Origin of the sequence: Flavobacterium sp. FlaQc-49, assembly GCF_044005985.1 — a bacterium.
Lineage (GTDB): Bacteria > Bacteroidota > Bacteroidia > Flavobacteriales > Flavobacteriaceae > Flavobacterium > Flavobacterium cupriresistens.
Map to the genome: position 1 here is coordinate 194,884 of NZ_JBIPCS010000007.1, position 24,656 is coordinate 219,539.

Sequence of the window (24,656 nt, forward strand, 5' to 3'; positions counted from 1 at the left end):
CCGATGAAATGCACAAATTAACCTTTTGTTAATATTTTTCTAATAAGCTCTTGCGTCTTTTCCTTCATAAAAATTCATGAAAGCTCGGTTTACAACACGATTTCCACCCGGTGTAGGGTAGTCTCCGGTGAAGTACCAATCTCCAAGATTTTTTGGACAGGCAATATGTAAGTCTTCTACTTTTTGGAATATAATTTTTACTTCAGCATTGATTTCCGGAGAGCTCAACATCTCTGCGATTTTGTCTGAAACCTCTTCCGGAGTAAACGGATCGTAAATAGCGGTTACGTAGTTTACAACATCAGTGTCTGCGAAGTTTTCCTGTGCTTTACATTTAGTGTAAACCTCGTCTACTATATGGTATAAGTTTCTTTCTTTTAATAAAGCTAATGCTGCTCTAAAGGCAACAAGACCTTCCAGTTTTGCCATATCAATTCCGTAACAATCCGGGTAACGAATTTGTGGTGCTGATGAAACGATTACGATACGTTTAGGATTTAAACGATCCATCATTTTGATGATGCTCATTTTAAGCGTAGTTCCACGAACGATACTGTCGTCAATAATAACTAAGTTGTCTGTTGGTTTAATTACTCCGTAAGTAACGTCATAAACGTGTGCAACCAAGTCATCACGACTGCTGTCTTCCGTGATGAAGGTTCTAAGTTTAGCGTCTTTAATTGCTACTTTCTCCGTACGAATTTTTACAGCTAATAATTCCTGTAAAGTTTCAGTCGTAAGTGTATTGCGATTTTCTAAGATGTAATTGTTTTTACGCTGATTCAGGAAATCCTGAGCCGCTTCAACTAAACCGTAAAAAGAAGTTTCAGCTGTATTCGGAATATAAGAGAAAACAGTATTGTCTGTATCGCTGTCAATTGATTTAAGAACGGCAGGTAAAATTAGTTTTCCTAAATTTTTACGCTCCTGGTAAATTTCAGCATCACTTCCTCTTGAAAAATAGATTCTTTCAAATGAACAAGCTTTTTTTACCGTTGGTTCCAAAATTTGCTCCATCGAAACTTTTCCGCTTTTTTTGATAATCAAAGCGCTTCCCGGTTCAATTTCCTGAACACTTTCAAACGGTACATTAAATACAGTCTGAATAACCGGACGCTCAGAAGCCACAACTACCACTTCATCATCCTGATAGAAATAAGCAGGACGAATTCCGGCCGGGTCTCTAAAAACAAAAGCGTCACCATGACCCAATAATCCAGCCATTGCGTAACCACCATCTAAGTTTTTAGCAGAGCGGGTTAATATTTTTGCGATATCCAAACGTTCTGCGATAACAGGAGAAGCTTCTCTTTTAGAATAACCCTCTTGTTTGCAGTCTTGGTACAATTGCATTACTTCTTTGTCCAGAAAGTGACCAATTTTTTCCATTACCGTAACGGTATCGGCCATTTCTTTTGGATGTTGTCCAAGTTCAACTAAGTTTTCGAAAAGTTCTTTAACATTAGTCATATTAAAGTTACCTGCCAAAATCAGGTTACGGTGCATCCAGTTACTTTGACGTAAAAATGGATGAACGCTTTCGATACTGTTTTTACCGAAAGTTCCGTAACGAACGTGTCCTAAGAATAATTCTCCTATATAAGGTATTTCGGCTTTTAGTTTTTCGATGTTGTCAGCAAGTTCAGGACGCGCAGTCATCTCTTCGTTGATGCGTTCGTTGATTTGCTTAAAAACGTCTTGTATAGGTGATGCGTGATTCGAACGAACTCTGCTGATGTAACGTTGTCCAGGTTCAACATCAAGTTTGATACTGGCAAAACCTGCACCATCCTGACCACGGTTGTGCTGTTTTTCCATCATCAGATACATTTTTTGTATCCCGTAGAAAGCAGTGCCGTATTTTTCTTTGTAATATTCAAGCGGTTTAAGTAGTCTAACTAGGGCTATACCACATTCGTGTTTTAAAGCGTCGCTCATTTTTTTTGTATTTTGTGTTGTTGTAAGTTGTGTATGTTAACCAAATAAAAAAGCCCCGTTTTATCGAGGCTCTTAGGCATTATATTTCTATGTCAAACTGAGTTAACGATTTAAATTGTTGTAATCGAATCGCTACTTCAGCTTTGCTTAATGTTTCCATCCTTTCGGTTCCAAATTTCTCTACACAGAATGAAGCTAAATTTGAACCGTAAATAATTGCATTTTTCATATTGTTAAACGAAATGTTTTCGCTTTGTGCAATGAATCCTGAAAAACCACCTGCAAAAGTATCTCCTGCTCCTGTCGGATCAAAAACATCTTCTAATGGTAATGCCGGTGCAAAGAATACTTCTCTGTTGTGGAATAAAAGTGCGCCGTGTTCTCCTTTTTTGATCACCACATATTTTGGTCCCAATTCCTGGATTTTAGCTGCCGCTTTTACTAATGAATATTCTCCTGAAAGTTGTCTGGCCTCTTCATCATTGATTGTAATCACGTCTACACGTTTGATTACTTCAAGTAATTCCGGTAAAGCACAATCCATCCAGAAATTCATAGTGTCTAAAACTACTAATTTTGGTTTTTTCTCTAACTGATCTAAAACACTGCTTTGTACTAAAGGATGTAAGTTTCCTAACATCACGATATCTGCATCTTTAAAGTTCTGAGGAACCTTTGGTTGAAAGTCAGCTAAAACGTTTAGTTCCGTAACAAGCGTGTCTCTTGAGTTTAAATCGTTGTGGTATAAACCGCTCCAGAAAAAGGTTTTTCCTCCTTTTACAATTTCGATACCTGAAATATCAATATTTTTTGAAGTTAATAAATCTAAGTGTTCTTGAGGGAAATCGTCTCCAACTACAGAAACAATAGCCGATTGCAGGTTGAAAAAAGACGCTGATAAACCAATGTAAGTTGCAGCACCACCTAATATTTTATCTGTTTTTCCGAAAGGAGTTTCAATCGCGTCGAAAGCAACCGTTCCAACAATCAATAGTTTATTCATTTTATGAATTTCGAATTAGGGTGCAAAGATACTTCATAAGTTGCAATATTGCAACGGTTTACACTCTCAAAATTTTCATAAAAAAACAAGGCTGTATTTAGGATTAAAAGCCTTGTAAATGAGTAAATTATGTTTGAAACTTTAGATGGATCAGGATACGTTTTTTTTCTTTGAAAAACAATTCATTTATGGAACTAAAGTTTAAAATATTTTTTGATTGATGATTGAAAAAACGAATTCTACAACTGATACTTTTTATTAAAATAATTTTTTAAAACACCAATTTGAATCAAAAGCATAAACGGAACGACCAAAAAGGCGTAAATTATATTCGTTGAAATATGAATTCCCGAAAACAAATCAGATACTTTTTCAACATACAATTCGTTTATTTTCAAATCAGTAGTATTGCCGGATGCAATGGCGTAAACAGTCAAAGCAACTAATGCTCCTATAATAAGAATCCAGGTTTGCTTCGAAATTAAAGGTTTGTAGGTTTTAATTTTGCTTTTTTCTGCAATCAAAACCTGAGACATTATTTTTGAAGTAAAGTCAATTGATGGTGATTCTAAACTGCTTTCAGCCATCATTTTTTCAATAAGATTTTCTATGTTTTTATCGCTCTCTTTCATAATATTCTACTATTTCTGGTTCTAATTGCTTTTTTAAAATAACGGCTAATTTTTGTCTGCTTCGGAATAATTTCACTTTCGCGTTGTTGGCCGAAATATTCATAATTTTTCCGATTTCCTCCAAACTCTGATCATCAAAATAAAATAAGGTCAGCAGGAAATTTTCATCACTTGGTAACAAATTTAAACATTTTTGAATGGCCTGCTTTCGTTCTTTCTCTTCTAAAGCGTTCAAAGCATTGTCCATTGTTTTGATTAAATGTGCCGAAAATTCATCGATCGAAATATTGTTTTCTTCTTTCTTATTCTTCTTCAAACGATCCAAACAAGTATTATAAGCAATCTTATAAATCCAGGTCGAAAATTTCGAATCTCCTTTAAACTTGCTTAGAGAAGTGTAAATTTTTATAAAAGTGTCCTGTGCTACTTCTTCTGCTTCCTCTCTGTTTTTAACCATTTTGAGTGCCAATGAAAAAATCATATCCTTATAACGATTCACCAGAACGGCAAAAGAATTGCTGTCGCCTCCTAAAATTAAATTGATATAATGCTGATCTTCTAATGTACTCATATTATATAGGACGACAGGTTGTCTCTTTAGGTTACAAGTTTCTTTGAAAAAATTCCAAAATTTTTAAATTCCAAATTCCAAGGGAGGGCATCTTTTTGAAATTAATATTGTTGAGCTAAAAACTACATTATATTTAATTAGGTACGTCCCATTAAAAATAAACTTATATTCTCTTACTTTACTTATATGGTTTAAAATATTTTGAGGTTCCACCTAGTTCGGCATTTTGTATGTTTCCTGGAATTAATACTGTTGAGCAAAAAAGCTAGATTATATTTAATTAGGTACGCCCATTAAAAATAAACTTATATTCCCTTACTTTACTTATATGGTTTAAAATATTTTGAGGTTCCACCTAGTTCGGCATTTTTTATGTTTTCTGGAATTAATACTGTTGAGCAAAAAACTAGATTATATTTAATTAGGTACGTCCATTAAAAATAAACTTATATTCTCTTACTTTACTTGTCTGGTTTAAAATATTTTGAGGTTCCACCTAGTTCGACATTTTTTTATGTTTCCTGGAATTAATACTGTTAAGCAAAAAAGCTAGATTATATTTAATTAGGTACGCCCATTAAAAATAAACTTATATTCTCTTACTTTACTTATATGGTTTAAAATATTTTGAGGTTCCACCTAGTTCGGCATTTTTTTATGTTTCCTGGAATTAATACTGTTGAGCAAAAAACTAGATTATATTTAATTAGGGACGCCCATTAAAAATAAACGTATATTCTGTTACTTTACTTATATGGTTTAAAATATTTTAAGGTTCCACCCAGTTTGGAATTTGGAATTTAAAAAAATTTTGGAATTTTTTCAAAGAAACTTGTAACCTAAACAAAACTCCTCTCGTCCTATGGAGTATCAATCAATTAAAAACACAATATTATGTTAGCAGGAATCTTAGTACCACTTAGTTTTTTTTTAATGATCTTCGGGATCGTTTATCTTATTTATTCAACAAGAAATAGAGAGCGTTTAGCTCTTATTGAAAAAGGGGCTGATGCCAGCATTTTTCTACAAGGAAAAGAAAAAGGTGTTCCGACTTGGAAAATCTTAGTTGTTAATCTGGCCTTTTTATTAATAGGTTCTGGTGTTGGAATTTTTCTGGCGTTGCTAATAACAACTTATACCTCTTTAGAAGATGGAGCAGTTTATCCATCAATAATTTTTATAATGGCGGGAGTTGGTTTATTGACAGGATTTCGTACCGCTAAAGATTTAGACAAAGAGTAATCTGGAATTAACTTAGTAATTTTATAATGCATCAGAATATAATTTTCTGATGCATTTTTTTTATTCTTTAGAAGCGACGGTTTCGTAATAAATGTCAACAGATAATTTAGTTTGCGTTGCTGCCATAACCGCCAATTGATCACAGCGCTCATTTTGAGGATGATTATTATGACCTTTGATCCATTTGAAATCGACTTGGTGTTTTCGGTAAACGATTAAAAAACGTTTCCATAGGTCAGGATTTTTTTTGCCGGCATAACCTTTTTTCTCCCAGCCGAAAACCCATTTTTTCAGAACAGAATCTACAACATATTTGGAATCTGAAATGACTAAAGCCGTCATGTTTGGGTTTTTAAGTTTTTCGAGACCCACAATTACGGCCAAAAGCTCCATTCTGTTATTGGTTGTAAGTCGAAAACCTTCGTAGAATTCTTTTTTATGTGGTGTTCCAACCAGTTCCATCACTACGCCGTACCCTCCGTTTCCGGGGTTTCCCTTTGCTGCTCCGTCTGTGTATATGTGTACTTGGTGTTGGGTCATTGTGGGGTTTTAGATTTTAGAATTCAGATTTTAGATTAAATTGACCTTGCCTTCCTAAAAGGATTCAAAGGATTTGAATTTTAGAATTCAGATTTTAGATTTAATTCACCTTCAATCTTCCTAAAAGGAGTAAAAAGGTTGGAATTTGGAATTTGATTTTTAGAATTTAATTTAATTCACCTCGCCTTCCTAAAAGGATTCAAAAGGTTGGAATTTGGAATTTAATTTTTGGAATTTTTTATCAGCCTTTAATCTTCCAGTAATCTGGAAATAATTTCCGGAAAATACTTTTGTTCCAGTCCATGGATCTTTTCGGCTACTGTTTCCGGTGTATCTTCGTCTGTCAGGGCTACACTTTTCTGGAAAATTATAGCACCTTCGTCATAATGTTCGTTTACAAAATGAATGGAGATTCCGGTTTCTTTTTCTTTGTTTTCTACTACCGCCCTGTGTATGTGCATGCCGTACATTCCTTTTCCTCCGTAATTAGGTAAAAGGGCAGGATGGATGTTGATTATTTTATTAGGATATTTCTCGATTATGCTTTCCGGGAATTTTAGCAAAAAACCGGCGAGTACAATCAAATCCGGATCGATTTCTTCTATTTTTTGCACTATTTTTCTTTCCAGAAGTTCGGTTTTCGAAAAGATTTCGATAGGAATTTGATGATTTTTGGCTCTTTCAATAACTTTTGCCGAAGCATTATTGGTAAAGACAGAAACGACTTTTGCAATTTTGGTTTTTGCGAAGTGCTTTATAATGTTTTCTGCATTACTTCCTGATCCTGAGGCAAAAACAATAATTTTTTTCATAATCCGTTTTATTTTGAGAATGCAAAAAACGGAATAATAATCCAAAATAAATAGTATTAAAAGGGCTTTCTTGAAATTAATTTTATAAATTAGTGTCACATTTATAAACTAAATAGTTGTTTTAAAATAAAGTTTTTTATTTTTGCCAACAAATTAAATTCTAAAATTAAAGATTATGTCAGACATTGCATCAAGAGTAAAAGCGATTATCGTAGACAAATTAGGTGTTGACGAAAACGAAGTTGTAACAGAAGCAAGCTTCACTAATGATTTAGGAGCTGACTCATTAGACACTGTTGAGCTTATTATGGAATTCGAAAAAGAATTTGATATCCAAATTCCAGACGATCAAGCAGAAAACATTGCTACTGTTGGTCAAGCTATTTCTTATATCGAAGAAGCTAAAAAATAATAAATACACACCCGAATTTTTTAAAATTCCAAAATTGAATGTCCAGATTCCAAAATTGGAATTTGTTTTTTAAAGAATTGGAATTTTAAAAATTCGGGTGTTATTATTTTTTTTAAAATTTAAATTTCGGTTGATTTTCAATCAAAAAGATATATTTATATTGTAATGCCCATAGCTCTTAAGTAACACTACAGTTAAGAAAGCGTGGGTTTTATTTGTTTAAAGTACAAAATACATATTTATGGCATTAAGGCGAGTTGTTGTAACAGGATTAGGTGCTCTTACTCCTATCGGGAATAATATCCAGGAATATTGGGACGCACTTGTGAATGGAGTTAGCGGAGCCGCTCCTATCACATATTATGATACAGAGAAGCATAAGACGAAATTTGCCTGTGAAGTAAAAAACTTCAATATTGAAGATTTTATGGATCGCAAAGAATCTCGAAGATTAGACAAATTTGCACAATATGCAGTTGCTGCCAGTGATGAAGCTATTAAAGATGCTGGACTTACAAATGATAATATCGACAAACAAAGAGTTGGTGTTATTTGGGGAGCAGGAATTGGAGGTTTAGAAACTTTTCAGGAAGAGGTAATTTATTATGCAAAAGGGGACGGAACTCCAAAGTTTAATCCGTTTTTTATACCTAAAATGATTGCCGATATAGCTCCTGCGCATATTTCGATGCGTAATGGTTATATGGGACCAAATTATACTACTGTTTCTGCATGTGCATCTTCTGCAAATGCATTAATTGATGCTTTCAACTACATTCGTTTAGGAATGTGTGATGTTATTGTTTCAGGTGGTTCAGAAGCAGCAATTACGATTGCCGGTATGGGAGGTTTTAATTCTATGCACGCTTTATCAACAAGAAACGAAAGTCCACAAACCGCTTCAAGACCTTTTGACGGAACCAGAGACGGTTTTGTTTTAGGAGAAGGAGCAGGAGCTTTGGTTCTTGAAGATTACGAACATGCTAAAGCTCGTGGCGCAAAAATTTATTGCGAAATTGGCGGAGGCGGAATGTCATCTGATGCGTACCACTTAACAGCACCACATCCGGAAGGAATCGGGGTTATTGCAGTAATGAAAAATACATTAAGAGATGCCGGAATGAATCCTGAAGATGTTGATCACATCAACACACACGGAACTTCTACTCCTCTTGGTGATGTAGCAGAATTAAAAGCGATTAGTGCTGTTTTTGGCGAACATGCAAAAAACATCAATATCAACTCTACTAAATCGATGACAGGTCACTTACTTGGTGCTGCCGGAGCTATTGAAGCAATTGCTTCTATTTTAGCAATGAAACACGGTATTGTGCCACCAACAATCAATCATACGGTTGTTGACGAAAAGATTGATCCATCATTAAACCTTACCTTAAACAAACCTCAAAAAAGAGAAGTAAATGTTGCTATGAGTAACACTTTTGGTTTTGGAGGACATAATGCTTGTGTATTGTTTAAAAAATTAGTTGACTAGTTTTAGTTTTGTCTATGAATATTATCAAAAAAATATTTTCGAAATCCCGTTCTCAAGAAGACGGGATTTTTTTTGACAGTATTCAGAAAATACTGGGTTTTCAGCCCGGTTCAATTGATTTTTATAAGAAAGCGTTTACGCACCGATCTTCTAATAAGCAAGACGAAAAGGGAAATCCGATTAATTACGAACGTCTGGAATTTCTGGGAGATGCCATGTTAAGTGCTGTAATTGCAGCGCATCTGTTTAACAAAGCACCCAATGGAGATGAAGGTTATTTGACAAAAATGCGTTCGAAAATCGTGAGCCGTGAGCATTTGAATGAATTGGGGAAAGATTTGAATTTAGTTCGCTTTGTAGAGAGCAAAGTACCCATTCATCATTTTGGAGAAAATATTCATGGTAATATTTTTGAATCTCTTATCGGCGCAATTTATCTCGATAAAGGATATCCTTTTTGTGAAAAGTTTATTCAAAAAAGAGTCATTACACCTTATGTAGACATTGCCCGACTTGAAGGGAAAGTAATTAGTTATAAAAGTCTGGTTATCGAATGGTGTCAGAAAGAAAAAAAGATCTTTCACTATGATATTTTCGAGGACAACGGAATTGATGGTCAACGTTTGTTTGGCGTAAAATTAAGTATAGACGATAAAGTAATTGCGAGAGCAAGAGCAACTTCAAAAAAGAAAGCAGAAGAAAAAGCATCACAAAGAGCTTATTTTGCATTTCAAGAAAAAATAGATAAGAAATAACTACAAAATTAGCTCAGCTTTGTTAAAGCTACAACGTTTTCGTTTATAAATTAACAAAAACAAGCTAATCTTAACTATTGATGCTCCGTTAGAAATAGTATATTTACAACTTGATTTTTCATGATATGGCAATTCATAGATTGGATTTAGACGAATTTGACGAAATTGATTATTATTTAATGGCAATTCATACTTCATTAGAAGATTATAGATTGGCCTATTTTATCAATAAAAAACTTCCTATTAACTTAAGTAAGAGTAAGAACGAGATCCATGCTCAAACTAAAGAAGGTGAGGCAAATTTCTCCAGATTTTACTATTATGATTCCGAGAAAGCCGTTTCATGGAATTTGATTCAGAATAAACATGAAATCATTTCAGTGAGTACAAATGATTTCCAGAATTTGTTTTCCGATGAAACGAGTGAGGTTTCTACAACAATTCATTTACTTCCTGAATTCAAAAAAGTAGATTTTTTCCTGAAAATTGAGAATAGCGACGAGGCTATTGATTTTTCAGAAATCCAACAACAGCTAAATGCAATAGAGAGTATCGCAGCTATATATGTTGTGGATACAAACAAAATAAAGTCAAAAAACAATTTAATTTTTTAAAAAAAATGCTTACAAACAAAAAAACTAAAATTGTAGCTACACTTGGGCCTGCATGTAGTACGAGAGAGATTATCAAGGATATGATCGAGGCAGGTGTAAATGTATTTAGAATCAATTTTTCGCATGCAGATTACGAAGGAGTAAAAGAAAAAATCGAGATTATCAGAGGATTAAACGAAGAGTTTGGTTACACTACAGCAATCCTTGGGGATTTGCAAGGACCAAAACTTAGAGTTGGAGTAATGGAAGAAGGAACAGTAGTACACGATGGTGATTTAATCACGTTTACAACAGCTGAAGATATTATCGGAACTGCTTCAAAAGTATTCATGAAGTACCAAAATTTTCCAAATGATGTGAATCCGGGAGAACGTATTTTATTGGATGATGGTAAGTTGATTTTTGAAATTATTTCAACAGATAAAAAATCAGAAGTTGTTGCTAAAGTAATTCAGGGTGGAGAGTTAAAATCTAAAAAAGGGGTTAACCTTCCAAACACTAAAATTTCTTTACCGGCATTAACTGAAAAAGATATTGCTGATGCGATTTTCGCCATCGGACAAAAAGTAGACTGGATCGCACTTTCGTTTGTAAAAACACCTCGCGATTTACAAGACTTACAAGAATTGATCGCTCAACATTCAGAATATAAAATTCCGATTGTGGCTAAAATCGAAATGCCGGAAGCGCTTGAGAACATCGATAAAATTGTAGCGTATTGTGATGCCTTGATGGTTGCGCGTGGAGATTTAGGAGTTGAACTTCCTGCACACGAAGTACCATTAGTACAAAAAGATTTGATCAGAAGAGCTAAAACAGCAAGGATTCCGGTTATTGTTGCTACTCAGATGATGGAGACGATGATTACGAGTTTAACGCCAACCAGAGCAGAAGTAAATGACGTTGCCAACTCGGTAATGGATGGTGCTGATGCTGTAATGTTATCTGGAGAAACTGCGACTGGAAATTATCCGGTACAGGTGATTCAGAAAATGACTCAAATTTGTGAAGCGGTTGAAGATTCTCCACTAATCAATGTTCCACAGAATACACCTCAAATTAAAACGAAACGTTTTATTACCAAAACAGTTTGTCACCAGGCTGCTTTATTAGCTAATGAAATTGATGCAAAAGCAATTTGTACCTTAACTAATAGTGGTTATACAGCTTTCCAAATTTCGGCTTGGAGACCATCATCAGCGCATATTTTGGTATTTACTTCAAACAGAAGAATCCTGACCCAATTGAATTTATTATGGGGAGTAAAATCGTATTTCTATGATAAAGACGAAAGTACAGATGATACTGTAACAGACGTTAACAAAATAGCAGTAGAAAAAGGATATGCGGTAAAAGGAGATTACTTGATCAACCTTGCGGCAATGCCAATTAAAGATAAAGGAATGGTAAACACCATGAGAGTTTCTGAAATAGAATAATTGCTATTTACAAGAACGAATTAGTATAAAAAACCATCAGAATTATTCTGGTGGTTTTTGTTTTGTAGAAAAAAGCTTATGAAATCTTCATAAGCTTTTTTTATTGCGACTCTGTTTTTTATGTTTCATTTTATAAAATGAAACAAGGTCATTACTCATAAATGACTTTGGTCTGTTCTTTATTGTCTAATTTTGAGCCACTTGCAAAAAAAATGTTAAAAAAATCCTACTTATAAACTCCTTTCAAAAATGATCTGAAAATTTTACTTCAACCCGAACAGGTTTTACTGTATTTGATTTTGTTAAAACATTTTTTGCCGACACCCCTAGAACAAGAATTAGTAACAAAATTTATCATCATGAAACAAATCAATTTTAAATGCAGATTTCGAAATGCGATACAATTAGTTGCATTGGTCTGCTTTACCGGATTACATGCTCAGAATAACAAAAAGCCCAACATTCTGATCATTTGGGGAGACGATATTGGTACCACTAATATCAGTGCCTATAGCGATGGTTTAATGGGATTTACAACACCAAACATCGACCGTATTGCAAATGAAGGAGAACGTTTTTTGCATTATTACGGAGAACAGAGTTGTACAGCAGGACGCGCCGCCTTCTTGACAGGTCAACATGGTCTTAGAACAGGTCTTACCAAGGTAGGATTTCCGGGAGCGCCAATGGGTATGAGTCAGTTAGATCCTTCTATAGGAGGGATTATGAAACAATTGGGATATGTAACAGGACAGTTTGGTAAAAATCACGTCGGAGATCGTAATGAAAGTTTACCAACGGTAAACGGGTTTGATGAGTTCTTCGGAAATCTGTATCACCTTAATGCAGAAGAAGAACCGGAATTACCGGATTATCCTAAAGATCCTGAATATCTGAAAAAATATGGCCCAAGAGGGGTTTTAAAATGTACCGCTACCAATTCAGATGATGCTACTACAGATGATCGTTTTGGAAGAGTTGGAAAACAAAAAATAGAAGATACCGGAGCACTTACCAAAAAAAGAATGGAGACCGTAGACGATGAAACGTCTGCAGCTGCTATTGATTTTATTAAAAGACAACATGCAGCAGGGAAACCCTTTTTCTGCTGGTGGAATGGTACCCGTATGCACCTTCGTACACACGTGAGAGCAGAACATCGAGGAAAATATACACATGGTGACAGTGAATATATTGACGGTATGATTGAACATGATATTACAGTAGGTGATTTATTAAAAGCATTAGATGATTTAGGAATTGCCGACAATACCATAGTAGTATATTCTACCGATAATGGCCCTCATATGAATACCTGGCCTGATGCTGCCATGACACCATTCCGTTCTGAAAAAAACACCAACTGGGAAGGAGCATACAGAGTTCCTTGTATCGTACGTTGGCCGGGTGTAATTAAACCGGGAACTGTTACTACCGAAATAATGAGTCACAATGATTGGATGCCGACTTTGGCATCAATAGCCGGTGAACCGGATTTGGCTAAAAAACTTTTAACCGGGTATACTGCCAATGGTAAAAACTATAAGGTACACTTAGACGGTTATGATCAAAGTAACTTTTTAAAAGGCAAATCACCAAAAAGCGCCAGAGATAAATTCTTTTATACTGACGATGACGGGCTTTTGGTAGGTCTTAGAGAAGGCGATTACAAATATGTATTTGCAGAGCAACGTCTCGAAGGAACGATGGGGGTTTGGGCAGAACCTTTTACAAAGCTGCGTTTACAAAAAATATTCAACCTGTATCAAGACCCTTTTGAGAGAGCCGATATTACCTCAAATACATTTTGGGATTGGCAATTAAATCATGTTCAATTAATGTATGGCGCCATTCAGGATGTAGTTGCATTTGCAGGGACATTTAAAGAATATCCACCACGTTCTATTCCGCCAAGTTTCTCTGCCTACACCATTATGGAGGAGACGATGAAAGATATAAAAGCAAAACAATATATCGAGAAAAATATACTGGCTAAAGAAAAAGGGCAAGACGAGCCGACCGATAAAAAGAAGAAATAAACAGAACCAATGAAAAGATTCAGGTCGTATGGCCTGAATCTTTTTGATATAATAAAACAGAAATATTATGCTTAGAAAGATACTTTTAGTACAGTTAGGAGTCTTATTATTGGTCTCCTGCAAAAAATCAGATACTATAACTGTTCCAACAACAGACGGCAAACAAATAGAAAATACAGTGGCTGGAGATCCATTGCCAAGTTGGACAGATGGAACTTTAAAAAATGATATTATTGCTTATGTAGAAAAGGTTACCAAAGAAGGAAGTCCGGATTTTATTCCAATAGAAAACAGGATTGCCACTTTTGATAATGACGGAACCCTGTGGGCCGAAAAACCTTATGTGCAGGAGTTATTTGCTTTTTATAGGGTAAAGAAAATGACAGATGCCAATCCCGAATTAACAAAGAAACAACCTTTTAAAGCGGTTATTGAAAAAGATAAAACCTATTTTGAAAAAGGAGGCCAAAAAGCACTCATAGAACTTATTGCCGCTACGCATACCGGAATGACAGAAGATGCTTTTGAAGCAGATGTTAAAGATTTTTTTGCAACAGCAAAATTTCCGGGAAAAAATGTTCCGCTAACACAAATACGATATCAGCCACAGTTAGAATTGCTTGCTTATTTACGAGCAAACGGTTTTAAGACTTTTATTGTTACCGGAGGAACTATTGAATTGGTAAGAGGAATTTCATCAGATTTTTACGGAATTCCAAAAGAACAGGTCGTGGGTACTTCTTTCAAATACAAATTTGATGAGGCCAATCGCACCATCATTAGAGAACCAGCCTTAAATCAGTTTAACGATAAAACAGCTAAACCGGTGGGGATACAATTGCATATTGGTCAGCGTCCCGTTTTTGCCTGTGGAAATGAGGGTGGAGCAGGAGATATCGCCATGCTCGAATATTGTCAGAGTAATAAGTATCCTTCTTTTCAATTGTTGGTCAATCATAACGATTCCATAAGAGAATACAGTTATTCAGAAAAAGACAATGCTTCCTTAAATGCAGCCGCCAAAAACAAATGGCATGTTGTAAATATGAAAGAAGACTGGAAAAAAGTTTTTGCAGATAAATAATCTGATTGGGTAATTCAGCTGCAATAACGATTAACAATCGAAAGCTTAGTTTAATTTTTTTTAAATAATAATTATGAAAAAGGCAAGATTTTATGGTACTATCAAAGTGTTGTTTAGTACCGTTTGTTTTCTTTTGAGTTTAAACGCTGTAGCACAAGAGAAACCGGATAAGCCCGGAGCAAGTGCTCAGGAACTCGCGGATAAACTCGCTAATCCCGTTGCAAGTCTGATAAGTGTGCCTTTTCAGAATAATTTAAATTATGGTATTGGTCCTTTTAACGGATCAAAATATACGATTAATTTTCAACCTGTAATTCCATTTAAGATAAGTGATAATTTAAATTTAATTACACGATATATAATCCCGATTGTAGATCAGAGAGATATTACCGGAGAAAATACACATCAGTTTGGTTTAAGTGACGCTACCATTACGGCCTTTTTTGCTCCAAAAGCCAAAGGAATTATTTACGGGATAGGCCCCGCATTTTTAGTGCCCATTGCCACAGATAAAGTATTGGGAACAGAAAAATTCGGAATTGGTCCAAGTGTATTATTAATGCATCAGGGCAAAGGGCTTTCGGTAGGTTTTATTGCCAATCAGATTTGGTCCGTAGCCGGAAAAGATAACCGTGCCGATGTCAATCAGTTTTATACTCAAATATTCTTTTCTCATAGTTATAAAAGCGGAGCCAACTTAGGAATAAACGCCGAAATAACTCAAAATTGGGAAGGTAATACAACCGCAATCTCTTTAAATCCATCTATCGGAGCGGTATCAAAATTAGGAAGTCAGGTTATTCAGTTCTCTTTATCTCCATTGATACCCATTGTAGGGCCTAGAGAATCAAGACCAGATTGGGGCTTAAGAGTGATATTGTCTTTTGTATTTCCTCAATAACATGGAAAGCACTACAGCCTGAACTTGTAAAATAACATTTGCCTTATCACTAAGAAAAAAAAGATTTTTACTTTTTAATTGAAAAAATTATGATCATGAAAAATAAATTATTTGTTATTGTAGTGGGCCTCTTTTTAATTTTAAATGGAGGATGTAAAAAGAATTCAGCAACAGAAGATTCCGTTTCGGTTCATACAAATGATACCATTCAGAAAACCGTTCCCGGACCCGTTCCGGATGTGGTTATGACAAAAGAATACGTCTATCAACTAGGGAAACAAATGTATTTCTGGGGATGGCCACTAGTAAATATGCACAATAGAGTTTTAGTAATGCGTCAGGTTCCGGAACCCGGGCTTAACGGAGGCGCAGTACCCGTAGCTCCTGTAGGCGAACTGTGTATGGAATCAGATTATATTACACCTTTTGAACGTTATGTGGCCTGTCCAAATCAAGATGTAGTGTATGGTTTTGGTATTATGATGCTCAATGAAAATCCCGTAGTAATTCAGATTCCGGATTTTGGAAAACGTTTTTGGGTCGTGCAAATTGGAAATCAACGTACAGACGGTATTGCAAAATTAGGCGCTATGTACGGAAGTCAAAAAGGATTTTATCTCGTTGTTGGCCCGGGATGGGATGGAAAAGTTCCGGAGGGCATCACTAAAGTTTTTCATAGTGATACGAATCTTGCTTTTGTAATTCCAAGAGCCTTTTTAAATAATACGCCTGAAGATAAAAAAGCCATTCAACCTGTCATTAACCAATTAATGGCGTATCCTTTAAGTAAATACGACGGAAAAATGAAAACAAAAGAATGGGCAAAAGTACCTTCCTTTCCGGACCCGAATGCAAGCACAGGAGGTACAGAAGTTGCTTTTGTAATTCCTGAAAAATTCTTCGAGGAATTACCAACAGTTTTAAAAGAAGTCCCACCATTAAAGGGAGAAGAAAGTTTATACGCTTTATTTAATTCTGTATTGGAGGCGGCAAAAAAAGACAGCACTTTAGTACCAATATTAAAAAAAGCGGCTATTGATGCCGAAAAAGAATTGATCGAGCCATTGAGACAATTTAAAAATGTAGGCGTTCCGGTAGGGAATTATTGGAACACGACAAAAAATGGAGCTGCTTTTGGAACCGATTATTTAAGCAGAACGGCTGCCGCAAGAGCTAATATCTTTGTGAATCAGCCTAACGAAACGATATATTACAATCAGGATTTAGATAATACAGGTACAGAGTTAAATGGAAAATCAAATTACACGGTTACTTTTTCAAAAGATATTATCCCAAAAGTAAAAGGCTTTTGGTCTTTGACGGTATACGATCACAATCATTTCTTTTTTATAAATGAACAAAAAATATACTCGTTGGGAACAAAAAATAAAGACCTTAAATACAATCCGGATGGATCGCTTACAATTTACTTTCAAAACCAAAAACCTTCTCCCGATAAAGTAACCAATTGGCTTCCGATACCAAAAGATAAATTTGGTTTGTTATTAAGAGCCTATTGGCCCGAAGAAAGTATGTTAAAAGGATACACACCTCCCGCCTTTATTAAAAGCAAGTAATTTGGTATTTCTTATTGATTCTAAAAAATTAAAAGCAGTATCGTTTACTAAAAGGATAATTAATGTTAACGTAAAATAGTTAGTATGAAAAAAATAATTTTGATATTGATACTTGCCTTTGCTTTTTTTAGTTGTAAAAAAGAAGCTGCGACTCATACAGATTCAACGGCAACAACCGAAAATAAAGCAACGCCTTCCGATCAGGATATTGCAGCTGCCTATACCTATTTGTATGGGAGATATCTCGTAATTCAGCAGGAAAACCACGATATAAACGTCGAAAAAGTAGGCTACAATAAAATAAAATACAATCCGCTGGGTTCTGCACAATTTGTCAATCCAAATCTCGATGTCGCTTATCTCGAAGCCTGGATTGCGGTTGATAAAGAACATGCCGTTATTCTGAATATTCCGAAAGTGGAAGGCCGTTATTATACCGCACAACTGCTGGACGGCTGGGGTGAGGTAATTACCAATATAAATGAACGTAATTATCCTAAAACACCGTATGGGAAATTTGCTTTGGTTCTAAAAGGCACTAATCCGGTAATTCCGGCAAATGCAGTAAAAATTGAACTTCCATCAGAAAAAGTAAAAATGCTGGCAAGAGTGGAATTAAAAGGCACTCCCGCAGTAGCAAAAAAATTACAAGAGCAATTCACGTTTGAAGTCCCAAGTGGAATTAAGATTGCGCCACCACTGACAATTCCTGATTTTACTCCGGCAAAACCAATTGGCGCTGAGATCTTTGATAAAGTAAAAGAAGTCATTGGTTCGTATCCTGATGTAATGCCAAAAGGAAAAGAATATCAGGCAAAAGCAATCGCAGTTGGAGAATTCTATAAAAAAGACGATATCGCAAAAGGACACACCGAAGATATTGTAAAAACCAAAGCAATTCCTGGATTCTTGGCAGGAGCAAAAGGTTTCGGAACACAAAAAGGAGGTTGGTCTGTATCGTACGTTGCAGGAAAATTTGGTGATGATATCATGGCCAGAGATATCATCAATTATGGCGGATTGTGGGCAAATGAAGTAAAAGAAGCCATCTATTTTGTCGGACTTACTGATAGCAATAAACAGTTACTAAGTGGTGATAAAGTTTATGAAATCAAGTTCCCAAAAGAAGCACTTCCGGATACCATGGTCAACGCATTCTGGTCGGTAACGCTTTATAGTGTACCGGATTACAGAGTAGTTGATAACAAATTAAAGCGATACAATCTTAATAATATTTCGGGTTTAAAGAAAAATGCAGATGGCTCCATGAGCATTTGGCTGGGTTCATCCTTACCAAAAAATGCACCTCAGGAGAATTGGCTGCCAACTCCTGCCGGAAAAGGTTTTGCTTTAACGATGCGCATGTACGTCTCTAAAAAACCGGTACTTGACGGAACATGGTTTCCAAGTCCGATTGAGCTTAAAACAAATTAATCGTTAAAGAGAGATTTTGTCTTTCAGGGAAAAGCGTCGTTACGGTTGAAATAAAAAATAAAAAAATGTCAAAATCATCCGAAGAAAAAAGCGAAAATGTATTTGACTCCGCAGTGTCAAAAGAAGAACGTTATGCGAAAGGAAAAGAACTACGCAAAACGATTCCGCGATCTTGTCATGAAGAATGGAAACCGGATAAAGAGCGCAAAGACCCTGTTGAAATTTTAATTGGTACCAGTGTTGGAAGAGTTGAAAGTTTAATCCCAATTCGGTACAGCCGAATGATGCAATCTCCGTTTTCTTTTTACAGAGGAGCAGCAGCCATTATGGCTTCTGATTTGGCACAAACGAAAGACACCGGAATTTATCTTCAGCTTTGTGGTGATTGTCATTTGATGAATTTTGGCGGATTTGCCACTCCCGAACGCAAATTGGTTTTTGATATAAATGATTTCGACGAGACTTTCCCGGGCCCATGGGAATGGGATGTAAAAAGACTTGCAGCAAGTTTTGCCATAGCAGGAAGATGGAAAAAGTTCTCGGATAAAATGTGTAAAGAATTTGCATGGAATGTTGCCGACAGTTACAAAAGACATTTGTTTGACTACAGTAAATTATCGGCGCTACAAATATGGTATGCCGATATTGATCTGGCAGAACTTATCGAAAAAGGCGACGATGAAGAGATCAAATCCTTTCAGCAAAAACGAATAAAAAAAGCTGCAGAATATACCGCCCACGAAAAGGAGTTTGCCAAAATGACCTATCAGGAAGGCCCAAGAGCAAGGATAAAAGATGACCCGCCGCTAATTTATCATCCGGGAGGAAAAGAAGGTGAACAAATTTTAAGAGACGCAGAAATCGTGCATAAACGCTATATCGAATCCTTGTCGGATGATAAAAAAGTACTTCTGAACAGATATACGTTACACGATATAGCCATAAAAGTGGTTGGTGTAGGAAGTGTGGGAACCCTTTGTGGAATCAGCTTATTGATGTCGGCAACAGCGGAGCCTATCTTTTTGCAATTTAAAGAAGCAAGAAAAAGTGTACTGGAAAACAATGTAAAGGTTAAAGGTAAATACAGTCATCAGGGTGAACGTATTGTGATGGGGCAAAAGATAATGCAATCTGCCTCAGATATGTTTTTAGGATGGACGAATGATGATAAAAACCGATTTTTTTATATCCGACAGCTTAGAGATGCTAAGGTAAAACCCGTTTTGGAGATTATGAAATCAGATAATATGAACGATTACGCAAAGGCCTGCGGATGGGCATTAGCAAGAGCTCACGCCCGCACAGGAGACCCTTCATTACTATCAGGATACTTAGGACAAAACGATGAGTTTGCAGATGCAATTGCTAAATTTTCTATTTTATATGCCGATCAAAATGAAGCGGATTACGATAAAATGCTGCAAGCCATAAAAGAAGGAAGATTACCTGTTTCGGAAGAATTGTAATGGTTACGAATGAAAACAGAATGTAATGATAAGGTTAAAAGTAAAAACATTTAACCATATGTAAGAAAATTATATCTACATATGTGTTAATTAGAGAAAAATAATTTATCTTTGAGAGTGTTGCAATAATTTGGTTTACTATACTCCGTATATAACTGACAAGCTTTTTCAACCAAATTCCTCAACTCGTCCCAAATTCGATTAAGATTTTAAGATTTCAACTCAGATTAAATTAATAATTAATTTAAATACCACAAGATGAATATTAGAACAAATCTTCGTTTAATTCCAGTATTACTATTGGTTTTATTGTACAGTTGCTCCCCGACTGTAAAAGTTACTACAGATTATGATCATGCTGCTAATTTTAGTGAATTTAAAACCTTTGCAGTCTATGATTTAAAAGCTCAGGAAGGACAGGTCAGCCAACTCAATGTTGATCGTGTTACAAAAGCGATTCGTGCAGAAATGATTGCCAAAGGTTTCTCAGAAACCAGCAGCAATCCCGATTTAAAAGTAAATGCGGTTTCTATCTTAAAAAACAAACAATCCGTTACAGCTGATTCTAATTTTTACGGCTATGGCGGTATGTATCGCCCTTACGGATATTGGGGCGGTGGTGCAATGATGGGCGGCGCTACGACAACTTTCAACACCTATGATTATGTTGACGGTTCCCTTGTAATTGATATTGTATCTACAAAAACTCAAAAACTGGTTTGGCAGGGAATCGGTAATTCTCAAATCGACAGCAGACCAGATAATCCTGAAGAATTTATTGCAGCTTCGATCAAAAAAATCCTGGAAGGTTTCCCTCCCGGTTTAGCAAAAAAATAACTTGCAAAAATGTTATAGTAAAGCTGTACTTACCATAAGCGTGGTAAGTATGGCTTTATAAGATGATAACAGACTCCACCTCTGAAATTGTTAACAAAGGAATATATTAATTAATTTAAGCTTAATATATTATGATGGATATACTACTTTCACTTTTCTTTTTTATAGCGACAATTGTTGGTTTTGCCACTTCTTTTAGGGTACTTTTTTCGCGGAAAAATTATACTAAAAGTTTTTTTCTGGGACTATTTATGTTTAGTCTGGCGACCGTAAGTGTCTATAATTTTTACTTATCAGTAAGTGCCTTTAAAAATGTCCCTGATTTATTCGGTATCACAAAAGCATTTATCTTTTTAGTAGCACCCTGCTCTTTTTTATATGTCAGAAATGTATTGTTCTCGACTAAAATGTTTAAAAAATACGATTGGCTTCACTTTTTGCCCTTTGTCCTATACTTTGGTTTAACTTTTATAGTATGGATTGCTGCCGATGCAAATATTCCAATTATTGCATATGTTTCTTCCCGAATAAAAAATCCTTTCACCACATTAAGTCTCACCTTTTGGTTGGTGTATGCCTTTTGGCAGACCATGATGATCTTAAACTGTGATTTGGAAAAATTGGAAGGAAAACAAGCTAAAAAAATAAAAATCATACAATGGTTAAGAGTCTATAATCTGGTCATCTTGTTTTTGTTTTCTACACTTTTTGTACATTTTTTTCTAAAAGACGGGATTAAAAACATAGACACCGCTTGTTATATTTTGATTTCGTCAGTGCTTTTTTTCACCGTCGGAGGACTTTATTTTAAACCCCATCTTTTTGCAGATACCAATGAAACGTACCATTTTGAAGAGAATAAATCGATACCAATTGAAGTAAACGAAGTCAAAGACACATCGCCTTTAATTAAAGAATTAACTACTGACAGAAGGAAGGAGGATCTGCTAAAACTGGATTCTATTTTTTCTGCAAAAAAACTCTTCCTCAAAAAAGATTTTGTAATTAGGGATCTCGCCGAAGAAACAGGGATATCCGTACACCAACTCTCCAACTTAATAAACTCGGAATTTAACCTTCATTTTCAGGATTATGTAAACCTGAAAAGAATAGAGTTTTTTAAAGACAAAATCAACGACCCGGAATGGAAAGATTTATCCCTCGAGGGGATGGCCTGGGGTTCCGGATTTAAATCCCGAACAACCTGTTTTAGGGCTTTTATAAAACATACCGGAAAATCGCCTTCCGAATATTTCAAAGCAATCAGAGAAGATTCAGATAAAACAAATGTCTTTTATCTGAAACAATCTTAAAAGTAAAAAACAGGCTAGAAGAATTGTTACGCTATATTAATTTTAAACACATTATTATGAAAGCAAAATTCTATCAGCATAAGCAAATAATTAAATCTATTAGTACTTTATTACTTCTGCTCGTTTCCTTTTTGGGTAATGCACAACTTAAAGGAGGTCATATCCTTGGAGGAATGGGCTTGCAATCCGGAACCCAGAGTCCTGAGAATACATTGGCAGTATATGTTCCGGGCTATTTTTACAGCGCATCATCGCTGCGAAACAGTGATGGAAATATTTCCGTTGCCAACCCCAATTTAGATATGTTTATTACCGGCGTTGGGGTATCTTGGGTCAGTGATTTTAAAATTTTAGGGGGTACTTACGGAGCTTCGGCTTTGTTTGCCTTTGCCTCCAATAAAATTGAAGGAAACAATGTAAATGTCGATGGATCTTTGGCATTTACGGACACTTATATTGTACCGTTACAACTAGGATGGCATCAAAAAAGAGCCGATTTTGTTTTTAGCTATCAAATGTACCTGCCAACAGGGAAATACGAAGCCGGAGCCACAGACAATAGCGGACTAGGAATGTTCATGAATGAATTTTCTGCCGGAACAACACTGTTTTTTAATGATAAAAAAACGTTTCATTTCTCCACATTAGCATCCTATGAAATTAATGGAAAAAAGAAAGACACGGATATTAAAACAGGAGACATCTTAAGTTTTGAAGGCGGTTTAGGAAAAACATTTTATGTGTTTAATGCCGAAAAAACAGCTCCAAAATCAATTATCAATGCGGGATTAATTTACTATTTACAATATAAAGTTACCTCAGATAAAATTCCATTGCCAATAGGAGGGCTTGTTTGGGAAGGTGACAAGGATCGTGTTGCTGCTTTAGGAGCAGAGGTAAATTTTTTGCACTTAAGCTCTAAATCTACAATTGGTTTGCGTTGGTTGGGAGAAATTGGCGCTGTAAACAGATTTCAGGGAAATACTTTTTTCCTGACACTGGCTCATATTTTTAGCACCGGTACCAAAAAAGGATAGCACAAAGTATTCTTAACCTTTTGGAGTCTGTGTTTCTGTTTTTAATGAATATGATAAATTTTACCTATATGAAAAATACAGTTTCAGATTTTTCTATTAAAAACGTAAAACTCTTTCAGAAAATTTTTCTTGCGACTGTTTTTTTTCTGTTTTCAGTTACCACAATGACGGGACAAAAACAGCATATTAGTGTGCGAGATTCTATAGACGGAGCAATAGATTTAAGCGATTATATTATTTATGCACATGGTTTTATTGTAGTCCCAACAATAATAACCGAACCGGCTTTGGGTGGAATTGGAGGAGCCATTGTTCCTGTCTTTCTAAAAAAGCATGCCCCCGTTATTGATGAAAATGGAAAGAAAAGAATCGTAAATCCTGATATTACAGGAGGCATCGGAATGTATACCGGAAACAAAAGCTGGATGGCTGGTGCTTTTCGTTCGGGCAGTTTTATAAAGGCCCGAATGACCTACAAAGTGATGGCGGGTTATGGTGATATTAATATGTCTTTTTATGAAAATTTACCAACCGGAAAAGATTTGGAATTTAAGTTTAATTTTAAATCTTTTGTTTTTTATACGCAGGTTTTAAAACAATTCAGAAATCCAAAATGGAGTGCCGGCCCGCAATATCTTTTATTGGACTCTAAAATAAAATTACCGGGAGACAATCTTCCTTCTTTTTTAAAACCCAAGGATTTTAAAAGTACAGTGAGTCAGTTTGGTGGTGCCATTCAGTTTGATGGCCGTGATAATATTTTTACCCCTGATAAAGGAATTAGACTGCAATCGGATTTTTTCTGGTCTGATGATATACTCGGAAGCGATTACGATGCCTGGCGTGTGAATCTTTCCGCGATTGGATACCATCCTATAACAAAAAAGTTAATCGGAGGCTTACGCATCGAAGGCGAACAAGCATTTGGAAGTCCGCCATTCTACCTTTTACCCGGCATTAATTTACGTGGTGTCCCAATGGGAAGGTATCAGGGAAAAACCAGTTTGGTTTCTGAAGTCGAACTGCGATGGGATTTATACCGAAGATGGAGCCTTATGGGGTACGCAGGTGTAGCCAGTGCCTTTAACGATTGGGACAAAGCCTTTGATAAACCGGTGGTCTACAATTACGGAACCGGATTCCGATATTTACTTGCCCGAAAATTCAAACTCAGAATGGGCGTTGATGTAGCGAAAGGTCCTGAAGACTGGGCTTATTACATTGTCTTTGGAAGTAATTGGATGAGGTAATCCCTTTTTAACGATAAAAAAACGGTTTAAATTTTATCTAACTATTTTTTGAGTTGTTGATATAAAGGTTTTTTGTAGTTCCTTCTTTTAGATTATTCTGCCACGAATTTCACGAATGGGCACGAATTGTTTTTTTTTTTTCACAGATTTCAAGAAAGTACGTTTAGGACTTTGATAAAGAGTTGGTAACTTTTATCGAATGTCATTCGTGCAGGAAATGCTAAAATGGCACGCAGATCCAGCGGATTTTAGCGGATTTTTTTAT

At 35.6% G+C, this 24,656-nt stretch carries 22 protein-coding genes; 16 read left to right on the top strand and 6 right to left on the bottom strand.

The genetic code is table 11. The features are described 5' to 3' along the window. Positions 1 to 39: 39 nt before the first annotated feature. The 4 genes from ACHRV3_RS15680 to ACHRV3_RS15695 all read right to left on the bottom strand — a co-directional run bounded on the left by ACHRV3_RS15680 (position 40) and on the right by ACHRV3_RS15695 (position 4,144). Positions 40 to 1,938 (bottom strand): amidophosphoribosyltransferase, encoded by a 1,899-nt coding sequence (locus tag ACHRV3_RS15680; RefSeq protein WP_230004193.1) that lies wholly within the window; start codon positions 1,936 to 1,938, stop codon positions 40 to 42. Between the two features lie 79 nt (positions 1,939 to 2,017). Continuing rightward, entirely contained in the window at positions 2,018 to 2,941 is a 924-nt protein-coding gene (locus ACHRV3_RS15685; RefSeq protein ID WP_047774784.1) for a PfkB family carbohydrate kinase, read from the bottom strand. A 239-nt stretch (positions 2,942 to 3,180) separates the two neighbouring features. Continuing rightward, on the bottom strand, positions 3,181 to 3,573 hold the full coding sequence (locus ACHRV3_RS15690; RefSeq protein ID WP_395435326.1) for a hypothetical protein: 393 nt from the start codon (positions 3,571 to 3,573) through the stop codon (positions 3,181 to 3,183). Further along, the gene (locus tag ACHRV3_RS15695) at positions 3,557 to 4,144 is read right to left on the bottom strand and encodes an RNA polymerase sigma factor (protein ID WP_395427931.1); all 588 of its coding nucleotides are present in this window, start codon (positions 4,142 to 4,144) and stop codon (positions 3,557 to 3,559) included. Before ACHRV3_RS15695 ends, ACHRV3_RS15690 begins: the two co-directional genes overlap by 17 nt. Positions 4,145 to 5,038: 894 nt before the next feature. Between ACHRV3_RS15695 and ACHRV3_RS15700 the strand changes: the two genes are divergently transcribed. Beyond that, on the top strand, positions 5,039 to 5,386 hold the full coding sequence (locus ACHRV3_RS15700; RefSeq protein WP_395427930.1) for a DUF6249 domain-containing protein: 348 nt from the start codon (positions 5,039 to 5,041) through the stop codon (positions 5,384 to 5,386). A gap of 60 nt (positions 5,387 to 5,446) precedes the next feature. Here the strand turns inward: ACHRV3_RS15700 and rnhA are convergent, their stop codons facing one another. Together rnhA and purN are read right to left on the bottom strand one after the other, a co-directional pair. Next, the gene (gene rnhA / locus ACHRV3_RS15705; protein ID WP_395435327.1) at positions 5,447 to 5,926 is read right to left on the bottom strand and encodes a ribonuclease HI; all 480 of its coding nucleotides are present in this window, start codon (positions 5,924 to 5,926) and stop codon (positions 5,447 to 5,449) included. A gap of 248 nt (positions 5,927 to 6,174) precedes the next feature. Then, positions 6,175 to 6,738 carry a phosphoribosylglycinamide formyltransferase gene (gene purN, locus ACHRV3_RS15710; RefSeq protein ID WP_230004197.1) on the bottom strand — a complete coding sequence of 188 codons (564 nt, stop codon included), beginning with the start codon at positions 6,736 to 6,738 and terminating at the stop codon, positions 6,175 to 6,177. A gap of 175 nt (positions 6,739 to 6,913) precedes the next feature. Here purN and ACHRV3_RS15715 point away from each other — a divergent pair, with 175 nt between their 5' ends. From ACHRV3_RS15715 to ACHRV3_RS15785, 15 genes are all read left to right on the top strand, one after another. After that, positions 6,914 to 7,150, top strand: a complete 237-nt coding sequence (locus ACHRV3_RS15715; RefSeq protein WP_007137004.1) for an acyl carrier protein — start codon at positions 6,914 to 6,916, stop codon at positions 7,148 to 7,150. A gap of 241 nt (positions 7,151 to 7,391) precedes the next feature. Further along, positions 7,392 to 8,645 (top strand): beta-ketoacyl-ACP synthase II, encoded by a 1,254-nt coding sequence (gene fabF, locus ACHRV3_RS15720; RefSeq protein WP_395427927.1) that lies wholly within the window; start codon positions 7,392 to 7,394, stop codon positions 8,643 to 8,645. Between the two features lie 14 nt (positions 8,646 to 8,659). Next, on the top strand, positions 8,660 to 9,400 hold the full coding sequence (gene rnc, locus ACHRV3_RS15725) for a ribonuclease III (protein ID WP_047774797.1): 741 nt from the start codon (positions 8,660 to 8,662) through the stop codon (positions 9,398 to 9,400). A gap of 125 nt (positions 9,401 to 9,525) precedes the next feature. Next, positions 9,526 to 10,014: an IPExxxVDY family protein gene (locus ACHRV3_RS15730; protein WP_047774799.1), complete on the top strand. Its 489-nt coding sequence runs from the start codon at positions 9,526 to 9,528 to the stop codon at positions 10,012 to 10,014. 5 nt (positions 10,015 to 10,019) lie between these two features. Beyond that, entirely contained in the window at positions 10,020 to 11,453 is a 1,434-nt protein-coding gene (gene pyk, locus ACHRV3_RS15735; protein WP_047774806.1) for a pyruvate kinase, read from the top strand. Positions 11,454 to 11,812: 359 nt separating this feature from the next. Beyond that, the gene (locus ACHRV3_RS15740; RefSeq protein WP_395427926.1) at positions 11,813 to 13,492 is read left to right on the top strand and encodes an arylsulfatase; all 1,680 of its coding nucleotides are present in this window, start codon (positions 11,813 to 11,815) and stop codon (positions 13,490 to 13,492) included. 67 nt (positions 13,493 to 13,559) lie between these two features. Continuing rightward, positions 13,560 to 14,576 carry an HAD family phosphatase gene (locus ACHRV3_RS15745; protein WP_082210595.1) on the top strand — a complete coding sequence of 339 codons (1,017 nt, stop codon included), beginning with the start codon at positions 13,560 to 13,562 and terminating at the stop codon, positions 14,574 to 14,576. Positions 14,577 to 14,649: 73 nt separating this feature from the next. After that, the gene (locus tag ACHRV3_RS15750) at positions 14,650 to 15,477 is read left to right on the top strand and encodes a hypothetical protein (protein ID WP_395435328.1); all 828 of its coding nucleotides are present in this window, start codon (positions 14,650 to 14,652) and stop codon (positions 15,475 to 15,477) included. A gap of 95 nt (positions 15,478 to 15,572) precedes the next feature. Continuing rightward, the gene (locus tag ACHRV3_RS15755) at positions 15,573 to 17,054 is read left to right on the top strand and encodes a DUF1254 domain-containing protein (protein WP_395435329.1); all 1,482 of its coding nucleotides are present in this window, start codon (positions 15,573 to 15,575) and stop codon (positions 17,052 to 17,054) included. Between the two features lie 84 nt (positions 17,055 to 17,138). Beyond that, entirely contained in the window at positions 17,139 to 18,488 is a 1,350-nt protein-coding gene (locus ACHRV3_RS15760) for a DUF1214 domain-containing protein (protein ID WP_395435330.1), read from the top strand. Positions 18,489 to 18,553: 65 nt separating this feature from the next. After that, entirely contained in the window at positions 18,554 to 19,954 is a 1,401-nt protein-coding gene (locus ACHRV3_RS15765; RefSeq protein ID WP_395427922.1) for a DUF2252 domain-containing protein, read from the top strand. A gap of 258 nt (positions 19,955 to 20,212) precedes the next feature. Further along, positions 20,213 to 20,791 carry a DUF4136 domain-containing protein gene (locus tag ACHRV3_RS15770; RefSeq protein WP_047774812.1) on the top strand — a complete coding sequence of 193 codons (579 nt, stop codon included), beginning with the start codon at positions 20,213 to 20,215 and terminating at the stop codon, positions 20,789 to 20,791. A 131-nt stretch (positions 20,792 to 20,922) separates the two neighbouring features. Then, a complete protein-coding gene (locus ACHRV3_RS15775; RefSeq protein ID WP_395435331.1) occupies positions 20,923 to 22,104 on the top strand; it encodes a helix-turn-helix domain-containing protein in 1,182 nt (393 codons plus the stop codon). Between the two features lie 56 nt (positions 22,105 to 22,160). Then, the gene (locus ACHRV3_RS15780) at positions 22,161 to 23,141 is read left to right on the top strand and encodes a transporter (RefSeq protein ID WP_395435332.1); all 981 of its coding nucleotides are present in this window, start codon (positions 22,161 to 22,163) and stop codon (positions 23,139 to 23,141) included. Positions 23,142 to 23,209: 68 nt separating this feature from the next. Next, positions 23,210 to 24,391, top strand: coding sequence for a BamA/TamA family outer membrane protein (locus ACHRV3_RS15785; RefSeq protein WP_395435333.1), 1,182 nt, complete (start codon positions 23,210 to 23,212; stop codon positions 24,389 to 24,391). Positions 24,392 to 24,656: the final 265 nt, after the last annotated feature.

What these genes read in the sequence shown, in the direction of transcription:
- ACHRV3_RS15680 (WP_230004193.1), bottom strand. Translation starts at nt 1,938, where the DNA reads ATGAGCGACGCTTTAAAACACGAATGTGGTATAGCCCTAGTTAGACTA.
- ACHRV3_RS15685 (WP_047774784.1), bottom strand. Translation starts at nt 2,941, where the DNA reads ATGAATAAACTATTGATTGTTGGAACGGTTGCTTTCGACGCGATTGAA.
- ACHRV3_RS15690 (WP_395435326.1), bottom strand. Translation starts at nt 3,573, where the DNA reads ATGAAAGAGAGCGATAAAAACATAGAAAATCTTATTGAAAAAATGATG.
- ACHRV3_RS15695 (WP_395427931.1), bottom strand. Translation starts at nt 4,144, where the DNA reads ATGAGTACATTAGAAGATCAGCATTATATCAATTTAATTTTAGGAGGC.
- ACHRV3_RS15700 (WP_395427930.1), top strand. Translation starts at nt 5,039, where the DNA reads ATGTTAGCAGGAATCTTAGTACCACTTAGTTTTTTTTTAATGATCTTC.
- rnhA (WP_395435327.1), bottom strand. Translation starts at nt 5,926, where the DNA reads ATGACCCAACACCAAGTACACATATACACAGACGGAGCAGCAAAGGGA.
- purN (WP_230004197.1), bottom strand. Translation starts at nt 6,738, where the DNA reads ATGAAAAAAATTATTGTTTTTGCCTCAGGATCAGGAAGTAATGCAGAA.
- ACHRV3_RS15715 (WP_007137004.1), top strand. Translation starts at nt 6,914, where the DNA reads ATGTCAGACATTGCATCAAGAGTAAAAGCGATTATCGTAGACAAATTA.
- fabF (WP_395427927.1), top strand. Translation starts at nt 7,392, where the DNA reads ATGGCATTAAGGCGAGTTGTTGTAACAGGATTAGGTGCTCTTACTCCT.
- rnc (WP_047774797.1), top strand. Translation starts at nt 8,660, where the DNA reads ATGAATATTATCAAAAAAATATTTTCGAAATCCCGTTCTCAAGAAGAC.
- ACHRV3_RS15730 (WP_047774799.1), top strand. Translation starts at nt 9,526, where the DNA reads ATGGCAATTCATAGATTGGATTTAGACGAATTTGACGAAATTGATTAT.
- pyk (WP_047774806.1), top strand. Translation starts at nt 10,020, where the DNA reads ATGCTTACAAACAAAAAAACTAAAATTGTAGCTACACTTGGGCCTGCA.
- ACHRV3_RS15740 (WP_395427926.1), top strand. Translation starts at nt 11,813, where the DNA reads ATGAAACAAATCAATTTTAAATGCAGATTTCGAAATGCGATACAATTA.
- ACHRV3_RS15745 (WP_082210595.1), top strand. Translation starts at nt 13,560, where the DNA reads ATGCTTAGAAAGATACTTTTAGTACAGTTAGGAGTCTTATTATTGGTC.
- ACHRV3_RS15750 (WP_395435328.1), top strand. Translation starts at nt 14,650, where the DNA reads ATGAAAAAGGCAAGATTTTATGGTACTATCAAAGTGTTGTTTAGTACC.
- ACHRV3_RS15755 (WP_395435329.1), top strand. Translation starts at nt 15,573, where the DNA reads ATGAAAAATAAATTATTTGTTATTGTAGTGGGCCTCTTTTTAATTTTA.
- ACHRV3_RS15760 (WP_395435330.1), top strand. Translation starts at nt 17,139, where the DNA reads ATGAAAAAAATAATTTTGATATTGATACTTGCCTTTGCTTTTTTTAGT.
- ACHRV3_RS15765 (WP_395427922.1), top strand. Translation starts at nt 18,554, where the DNA reads ATGTCAAAATCATCCGAAGAAAAAAGCGAAAATGTATTTGACTCCGCA.
- ACHRV3_RS15770 (WP_047774812.1), top strand. Translation starts at nt 20,213, where the DNA reads ATGAATATTAGAACAAATCTTCGTTTAATTCCAGTATTACTATTGGTT.
- ACHRV3_RS15775 (WP_395435331.1), top strand. Translation starts at nt 20,923, where the DNA reads ATGATGGATATACTACTTTCACTTTTCTTTTTTATAGCGACAATTGTT.
- ACHRV3_RS15780 (WP_395435332.1), top strand. Translation starts at nt 22,161, where the DNA reads ATGAAAGCAAAATTCTATCAGCATAAGCAAATAATTAAATCTATTAGT.
- ACHRV3_RS15785 (WP_395435333.1), top strand. Translation starts at nt 23,210, where the DNA reads ATGAAAAATACAGTTTCAGATTTTTCTATTAAAAACGTAAAACTCTTT.